This is a genomic window from Streptomyces azureus (assembly GCF_001270025.1).
Lineage (GTDB): Bacteria > Actinomycetota > Actinomycetes > Streptomycetales > Streptomycetaceae > Streptomyces > Streptomyces azureus.
In genome coordinates, this window is record NZ_DF968225.1 from 21050 (window position 1) to 28424 (window position 7375).

At 68.7% G+C, this 7375-nt stretch carries 9 protein-coding genes and 1 pseudogene; 5 read left to right on the forward strand and 5 right to left on the reverse strand.

Annotated elements, in window-relative coordinates; genetic code table 11:
* Positions 1-175 precede the first annotated feature (175 nt).
* A complete protein-coding gene (locus tag AOQ53_RS08605) occupies positions 176-1057 on the forward strand; it encodes an ABC transporter ATP-binding protein (protein WP_236711629.1) in 882 nt (293 codons plus the stop codon).
* Entirely contained in the window at positions 1054-2070 is a 1017-nt protein-coding gene (locus tag AOQ53_RS08610) for an ABC transporter permease subunit (RefSeq protein WP_059416389.1), read from the forward strand. The genes AOQ53_RS08605 and AOQ53_RS08610 overlap by 4 nt, the downstream gene beginning before the upstream one ends.
* A 189-nt stretch (positions 2071-2259) precedes the next feature.
* Here the strand turns inward: AOQ53_RS08610 and AOQ53_RS08615 are convergent, their stop codons facing one another.
* The 3 genes from AOQ53_RS08615 to AOQ53_RS08625 form a co-directional block, all read right to left on the reverse strand.
* Positions 2260-2928 (reverse strand): response regulator, encoded by a 669-nt coding sequence (locus tag AOQ53_RS08615; protein ID WP_059416395.1) that lies wholly within the window; start codon positions 2926-2928, stop codon positions 2260-2262.
* Positions 2925-4058 carry a sensor histidine kinase gene (locus tag AOQ53_RS08620; RefSeq protein WP_059416396.1) on the reverse strand — a complete coding sequence of 378 codons (1134 nt, stop codon included), beginning with the start codon at positions 4056-4058 and terminating at the stop codon, positions 2925-2927. Before AOQ53_RS08620 ends, AOQ53_RS08615 begins: the two co-directional genes overlap by 4 nt.
* A gap of 133 nt (positions 4059-4191) precedes the next feature.
* The gene (locus AOQ53_RS08625; protein WP_059416390.1) at positions 4192-4701 is read right to left on the reverse strand and encodes a hypothetical protein; all 510 of its coding nucleotides are present in this window, start codon (positions 4699-4701) and stop codon (positions 4192-4194) included.
* A gap of 94 nt (positions 4702-4795) precedes the next feature.
* On the opposite strand from AOQ53_RS08625, the gene AOQ53_RS08630 reads away from it, so the two are divergent.
* The 3 genes from AOQ53_RS08630 (at position 4796) to AOQ53_RS08640 (ending at position 5711) form a co-directional block, all read left to right on the forward strand.
* Positions 4796-4978 carry a hypothetical protein gene (locus AOQ53_RS08630; protein ID WP_059416391.1) on the forward strand — a complete coding sequence of 61 codons (183 nt, stop codon included), beginning with the start codon at positions 4796-4798 and terminating at the stop codon, positions 4976-4978.
* A gap of 290 nt (positions 4979-5268) precedes the next feature.
* Positions 5269-5523 (forward strand): hypothetical protein, encoded by a 255-nt coding sequence (locus tag AOQ53_RS08635; protein WP_059416392.1) that lies wholly within the window; start codon positions 5269-5271, stop codon positions 5521-5523.
* Positions 5520-5711: a hypothetical protein gene (locus AOQ53_RS08640; protein ID WP_059416393.1), complete on the forward strand. Its 192-nt coding sequence runs from the start codon at positions 5520-5522 to the stop codon at positions 5709-5711. Before AOQ53_RS08635 ends, AOQ53_RS08640 begins: the two co-directional genes overlap by 4 nt.
* A gap of 48 nt (positions 5712-5759) precedes the next feature.
* On the opposite strand, the gene AOQ53_RS44095 is transcribed toward AOQ53_RS08640, so the two are convergent.
* Together AOQ53_RS44095 and AOQ53_RS40530 are read right to left on the reverse strand one after the other, a co-directional pair.
* Positions 5760-6479, reverse strand: a complete 720-nt coding sequence (locus AOQ53_RS44095) for a hypothetical protein (RefSeq protein WP_148640304.1) — start codon at positions 6477-6479, stop codon at positions 5760-5762.
* 584 nt (positions 6480-7063) lie between these two features.
* A pseudogene (locus AOQ53_RS40530) lies at positions 7064-7318 on the reverse strand (alpha/beta hydrolase); the annotation flags it as partial.
* Between the last annotated feature and the right edge of the window lie 57 nt (positions 7319-7375).

Consider the following 7375-nt stretch of genomic DNA (forward strand, 5'->3'; position numbering starts at 1 on the left):
CGCCGGGGAATCCCCGGATCAGTGATCACCGCAGCGGGACCTGGGCTCGGAACCGGTCAAAAGTACGGTCGCCGACAAGGGAACCGTGCTTTGGGCTGATGCTGGGAAGAAGGGGGAATTCCAGGATGAGGGCATGCCAAATGCAGACTCCCCTCCGGCATTTCATGCAGAGGGCTTGACGAAGAAATACGGCCGCCGCGGCAAGCTGGCCCTTAGCGACGTGAACCTCACCATCCCCTCCGGCCGTGTCATCGGCCTTGTCGGCCCGAACGGGGCAGGCAAGTCGACCCTGCTGCACCTGGCCTGCGGGCTGATCGAGCCGACGTCCGGCTCGCTGACCGTGCTGGGGTCACGTCCCGCGGCGAACGCCTCGCATCTGGCCAGGGTGGGGTTCGTCGCCCAGAACACGCCGGTGTACGGCTCGTTCACCGTGGCCGAGCACTTGAAGCTCGGCACGAAGATGAACCCGGCGTGGGACCCGGCCCTGGCCGAGCGGCGTATCAGCCAGGTGGGGCTGAACCCCGCGCAGAAGGCTGGGCAGCTCTCGGGTGGCCAGCGAGCGCAGCTGGCGCTGACCATCGCCGCGGCCAAGAGGCCCGAGCTGCTGATCTTCGACGAGCCGGCGGCGGCGCTGGACCCACTGGCCCGCAAGGGGTTCCTGCAGAACCTGACGGAGTTCGTCCTCGAGCTCGGTGCCAGCGCCGTGCTGTCCTCGCACCTGCTCGGCGACATCGAGCAGGTCTGCGACTACCTCATCGTGCTGTGCGACTCGCGGGTGCAGGTCGCCGGCGATACCCGGGATCTGCTGGCCAGGCACGCCCGACTGGTCGCACCTCGCGGCGAGTTCGACCGGCTGCCCGCCGGCATCGAGGTGATCTCGGTGGAGCACAGCGGCGCGCACAGCAGCGCGGTCGTCCGCACCGACAGCGAGCCCGAGGCCCTGCATTATCAGGCCGAGCCCGTCACGCTTGAGGAACTCGTCCTCGGTTACATGACCCGGGCAGCCGCCGTACCCGTCGCCCGGACCGAGGCCGCAGTCTGGGGGGCCCAGCGATGATGTGGCTGAGCTGGCGGCAGTTCCGCATCCAGGCTCTGTTCGGCGTTGGCGCACTGGCCGTTCTTGCCGTGTACATGGTGTACCTCGGTGCAGACATCCGCGACGCCTACCAAGCCAAGTGCCAGGGCTCGGCCAACTGCGCCGAGGCAAGGCACCAGTTCCGCAGCGCATACCAGAACACCCTGCTGTTCCTGGCGACCGGACTCGCCCTGATTCCCGCCGTCATCGGCACCTTCTGGGGCGCTCCCCTGGTCGCCCGGGAACTGGAGAACGGCACCCACCGGCTGGTGTGGAACCAGAGCATCACCCGCCCGCGCTGGCTTCTCAGCAAGATCCTGCTCATCGGCTTGGCCGCTGTGATCGTGACCGGCGCGGCTGCGGCCCTGCTCACCTGGGCGGCCCGCCCCTTCGACGAGGCGGTCAAGGAGCAGTTCGAGACCTTCGTGTTCGGCGCCCGCAACATCGCCCCGATCGGCTACGCCGCGCTGGCCTTCACATTCGGCACAGTCGTTGGGCTCCTGCTGCGCAAGACCCTGCCCGCGATGGCTGTGACGCTCGTCGTCTTCCTCGCCTTCCAGTTCTTCTTCCCCAACGTGGTGCGGCCCAGCCTCATGCCGCCGGTCAAGGCCACGCTGCCGATGACGGTCGAAGCCATCAATGGGGCGCGGAATCTGGGCAGCATCGGTGGTGGCTCCGTCATCGGCGGGGTGAGGATTCCAAACGCGCCCGACGCGTGGATTGCTGAGACGAGCCCGCTGCGCACCGCAGACGGCAAGACCCTCAGCGCGAGCAAGTTCAACGACTGCCTCGACAGCCCGCCCAAGACCGGCGCGGCCGGCACGTTCGGCGACACGGCAGTCTGCCTCGCCAAGCACAACCTCCATGTCGACGTCCAGTACCACCCCCGCAGCCGCTACTGGTCGTTCCAATGGCTGGAGACCGCGATCTACCTGACACTCAGTGGGATCCTCACTGCTTTCGGCCTTTGGCGGATCCGGCGCCGGGTGAGTTGACCCCCGTGTCAACCGGCGCCCTTTTCTCTCCTGGCATGGCCGGGGCCCGCGGGCGGCGAGGACGACTTCTTCGCTCGCCATGAGGATGGCTTCGATGATGCGCATATGGGTCCTGCCGTCACTGCACCCCGCGCGGCGACTCAACCCGACCGTACGGAAACTGGCGGTCGTGCTGGGGGAGTGAACCGTTTACTCAGAGGTGCTCTCGACGATGCGATTCTCCCAGGCCCAGACGGCGATCTCGGTCCGGTTGCGCAGCCCGAGCTTGGTCTGAATCCCCGACAGGTGGCTCTTGACTGTGCTGAGGGTGATGAACAACTCGGCGGCGATCTCCTGGTTGGTGCGGCCACGCGCGATGGCCTGCACGACCTCGAGCGCGCGTCCGGACAGCTGTGGCGACTGCCTGGCGCGGCCGCGGGGCACAGCCCCGGTCTCGTTCAGGTGCTTCAGCAGCCGTAGGGTGACCGACGGCGAGACCAGCGCCTCGCCGTTGTAGGCGGCACGGACGGCCTCGATGAGCAGGGCAGGACCGGCGTCCTTGAGGATGAACCCAGCCGCGCCGCCGCGCAGTGCCCCGTACACGTACTCGTCGAGATCGAACGTGGTGACGACGATGACCCGTATCGGATCGGTTGCGCCCGGGCCAGCCAGCGCGCGGGTGACCTCAATGCCGTCGAGCTTGGGCATTCTGATGTCCACCAGGCACACGTCCGGCCGCAGCCGCCTGGCCATCGCGATCGCCTCGGCGCCGTCCGCGGCCTCCCCGATGACGGAAATGTCGGGCTGATCCTCCAGGATCAGCCGCAAGCCGCTGCGGATCATCGCCTGGTCGTCGGCGAGCAGAACCTTGATGGTCATCCGGGCCCCCGGGCGGGGACGGGCAGGGTCGCCCGCACGGACCAGCCAGCGCCGGGCCGGGGGCCGGCACACAGGGAGCCGCCGAGCGTCTCGACGCGTTCGCGCATGCCGATCAAACCGTACCCGCCGCGGTGACGGGGCCGGGCGGAGTTCGGCGGGGCGTCGTCGGCGACCTCGACGGTGACGGCCTCGGCGTCGCGGACGACGATGACGTCGATGGAGCGGGCGTGCCGCGCGTGCCGCAGGACGTTCGTCAGCGCCTCCTGGACGATGCGGTACACGGTGCTGGTCACTTCCGGCGGCCACTCCGTGTCGTCGTCGGGCACGCTCAGTCGCACCTTCGGGCCCTGACGGCTGAAGCGTTCGACCAGCGTGCTCAGAGCCTCCGGCCCAGGTGAGGCAGGCGCCGCGTCGTCGGTGTCGCGCAGCAGCCCGACGACGCGGCGCATCGCCGCCAGGGCCTCGGACCCGGCGGTCTCGATCTCGGTCAGCGAGTTCGACACGTTCTCCGGGGCCCGCCTCGCGACGATCTGGGCGGCCTGCGCCTGGATCAGCATCCCCGTGATGTGATGGGCCACGATGTCGTGCAGTTCCCGGGCAAGCTCCAGCCGTTCGGCCCGACGCACCCGTTCGGAGGTGGCCTTCGCCCGGCCGTCGAGCGTGCGCAGCGATAGCCCGACCCCGAGGGCGGCCAGCCAGGCCGCTGCGGCGATGGCCACGACGGCCGACGCCGGCCGGGCGGCGGACTGGGCGGCGATCACCAGCAGTCCGGCGCCCGCGATGGCCCCGGCCCGCACCGTCGCAAGCACCCTGACCGCGGAACCGATGAGCACTCCAAGGCCCAGGGCCATGGAGGGTCCGAGCCCGGCGGGAAGCTCGGTCCCGGGCAGCAGCGGGATGAGGACCGCCAGCGCGGCAACGGCGAGGCCCGCAACCGCCGTCCAGGTCCGCTCCCGATGACGCATCATCGCGAGCCCGCACACCACCATGGCGGAGGCGGCCCCGGGTATCCAGAACGCGGCTCCCCAGGTCTGCGCGATTGCGACGGCCTGGATGGCGATCGCCGTGAGGAACGTGACGCCAAGCCCGACGGTGGAGACGCCCCTGGCCCATCGGTCCGGAATGGTCACGTTGATCAGGTTACTGAATCTCTGCCCGCGATCCGCGCCGTTCGGCGGGGCCGCGGGCGGGCCGGCGGTCAACTGGCACGGTCCGGCAGCGGCCTGGGCGGAGATCACCGCGTCCACCAGTTCTCCGGCCACGCTACGAACGCGGCGGGTCGGCCCAGGAGCCCTGCGGGGCGGAGGCGTTGGCGTGCCGCTTGCGGTCGCTGCCGCGCAGCACCGACCCCATCACGAGGGCGGCGATCATCCCCATCGTGGCCAGGCTCGTCACGCCGGTCCACCCGTCGAACCAGGTGCCCCCGGTCACCACGACGCCACCCGCAACGATCCCGGCGGCCGGTCCCATCGGCAGCGTCCTGATTGAGGAGCTGACGAGCACCGACAGGGCCAGCGCCGTGATGGGCGCGGGCTCCTGCGGCAGGGCGTCCCCGGCGATCAGGGACACCGCGACGCCGACGGCCGTCACGGCCAGGCCCCCGACCGCGGTCAGCATCTTCTGCCGCTCGCGCATCAGCGCGAGGCCCCCCACGATGATCGAGACGGCGGAGCCGAACACCCAGGAGGCGCCGCCCCAGCTGCCCATGAGCATGAACGTCGTGAAGACGATCCCCAGGGTGAACACGACGCCGAGCCCGATGTTGAACATCATGCCAGCCGACCTTGTCGGCCGATCCCCTGTAATCATGCCGCTCAGGCTAGAAAGCCAAAGCGCATCGCGTACCGGCCGAAAGTACGGAAGAGCGTTGGCGGAGACGTGCTTTGGGCCAGTTCTGAAAGGTCGTTTTATCGCTGTCGAGGACATCGACCTGATCGACCTCACCAACGAGGTCCTCAACGCCACCCGGCCCGAACACCGGCCCGCCGTCACGCAGGCGATGGACGACATGTTCGGCGACGTCCCCGCCCCCGAGGACACCGACTCGTGAATACCAGCCACTCCCGAAGGACAGCACCCCTGATGGACACCCAGCCCCAGCGCACCGTCCTGGAACGGTTCCCACGCCGGAGGCCCCCGCGGCTCCTGGCCCGCCGACGAAGACGCCGCCGCCCAGCGCGCGCAAGGCCGCGACGCCCATGTCGTGATGGACCTGCCCAACGACCAGTTCCTCGTGGTCACCGGCACTACCACCGAGTAGCAACCCACCCCTCAGCGCCGCGCCCGCATCCCCGGCCGGGCGCGGCGCTCTCTCGTCTGTAAAAAGGAGGATCCCCGTTCATGGCCCGCATCACCGTGCGCGTGGAACCCAGACACACCGACAACAGCCTCTGCGACCACGCGGTGAAGCCCTCCGGCCGGCCCTGCCATCCCGGATCCGGCTGCCCCGGCCGGACACAGTTCGCCGTCGTCTGCTCCGAGCACGGCGACGTCGGCGAACCGCACCACGGCAAGGTCCTTGCCGAGCCCGCGGCCGTCGACACCGGCTCCGGCCGCCCCGCAGCACCAGCCCATCACCCCAGGAGCCCTCTATGACGGACACCACCGCCCAACTCACCCGCCTGCTGGCCGCCGCCTACGCCAAGCGGACTTCTGGACGCGGCGTACGGCCCTTCTCACCGATCAGGCGCTGGCCGCGCTGGCCCGCCGCGATCCCGCCGCCGCCGAAGACCTCGCCGGGCGGCAGCTGGCCCCGGGATTCCTCGACGACACCCAGATCCTGAGCGCGGCCGCAAGGCCGCAACAAGGTGATCGCCAGTTGAGTGACCCTGCTACTGGAGGACGAGCGACACCACCGATACGACCAAGATCGCTGCAAGAGCAATCGCCACAGCTCCGACCAAAATCAGTCGGCGATGCCCAAGACTGCGAAGATATGGGCGGCGAAGCCGCTGCCGCGGGTACGCGTCGGGAGCAGCTTGAGCAACAGCAGGAGGGTAGTTGTTCGCCCTCGACTCTGTGATGACCGGATCTTCGCGGCCCATCCACTCCCATTCACCGTTTGCCCTCCGGATGCCTCTGTACAGACCACCGCTGCCGTCTCGGCGCCAGCGAGTTCCTGCAGCATCGGTGAAGTGCAGTGTGACCTGGGGCAGCACCAGGTCTGTCCGAGCGTCGTTGCCTGACGGTGGCAGTGGAAACGAGCGTGTAGTGCCTGGGCCGACCGAACCGAATACGTCGGGCACCGCCTCCCCGCGGTAGCTTGCCGTCAAGTCTCTGATGGGCTGATTGCTGGGGTTTACGATCATGAGCCGCGGCGTCACCCAATCGTCATGCAGCGATGACCGGGAGGCGCTGGCATGAACCTCGATCATGGATGCCTGGATACGTTGCTCTCGCTGCTCCAGCGCTCTCTCCCGGGCTTCGATACGCCCCTCACGAACATCGAGAGCCGCCGCACGCGCCACTTGATGCCGGTGAGCCATGAAGCTCACCACCAATGCCCCCAGAGCGACGAGCGAGCCGAAAGCGGCAATGAGAGTCTCGACCACGCTGCCACTATGGCGAAGCCGGAGCAGTCAAGTCACGCTCGGGCGCCACGACTTCACAACTGCCCATCACCCTGTTGTTCCTTCAGCACGCCCTGCCCGCCCCACCAAGCGGTTTCCACCGAGCGCCGAAGTGGCCGGCTGAAGCTCTCAATGGCCAACTGTGCTGCTCAGTCACTCCCGTTCCCGGACTCGAAGAGTGCGGGAACGATGCACCTCGCCTTCGGACACGTCATCGTCCTGGACCAGCCCTGACCGACCCGTCCAGGCGTCGACCGGCGCCTGCCCGGAAAGGAAAACAGACATGGCCGCTCCCATCACCCCGCACCGCGCGTACGGTGGCGATACGACCCGCCAGGAGGTGCCGATGAGCGCGCAGCCCGACGAAGGCCGCGAGGGAGATGGGCCGCGACGTCAGCCGAGTTCAGGGACCGGCTGATCGCGGGAGACGCCGGGATCGAGCTTCTGGATCGGATCCTTGATGTTGGTGTACCACCGCGGCCTGAGGAGGTCAGCCGCCTGGACACCCTCCTGCTCCGTGGCCCCGTCCCACCGCGACCGAATTCGCCTGCCTCGGCCGGCTGGCATCAGACGCTGAGTGCGGTGCGCAAGGTGGTTGCCATCATGTCGATGGCGGCCTTCCCCGCCGGTACTGGACCGGTGTGGGTGAAGTAGTGATCGGCTCCCTCGAAGACACGGTGGATGACCGGAACGCCGGCGGCCTCCAGAGCCTTGGCGTAGGCGTCGCCCTCGTCGCGCAGGCGGTCGTTCTCCGCGGTGATGACGAGGGTGGGAGGGAGCCCGGCGAGGTCATCGGCCAGTGCGGGTGAGTGCGATGGATATCAACTCCCTTATCAGCACGGTGTTTTCCGGGCTGTCGGTGCTCGTCGTCGAGGACG

Excerpts from the sequence above, each read along its gene's own strand:
- AOQ53_RS08610 (WP_059416389.1), top strand. The coding sequence starts at position 1,054 with ATGATGTGGCTGAGCTGGCGGCAGTTCCGCATCCAGGCTCTGTTCGGC.
- AOQ53_RS08625 (WP_059416390.1), bottom strand. The coding sequence starts at position 4,701 with ATGATGTTCAACATCGGGCTCGGCGTCGTGTTCACCCTGGGGATCGTC.
- AOQ53_RS08635 (WP_059416392.1), top strand. The coding sequence starts at position 5,269 with ATGGCCCGCATCACCGTGCGCGTGGAACCCAGACACACCGACAACAGC.
- AOQ53_RS08640 (WP_059416393.1), top strand. The coding sequence starts at position 5,520 with ATGACGGACACCACCGCCCAACTCACCCGCCTGCTGGCCGCCGCCTAC.
- AOQ53_RS08615 (WP_059416395.1), bottom strand. The coding sequence starts at position 2,928 with ATGACCATCAAGGTTCTGCTCGCCGACGACCAGGCGATGATCCGCAGC.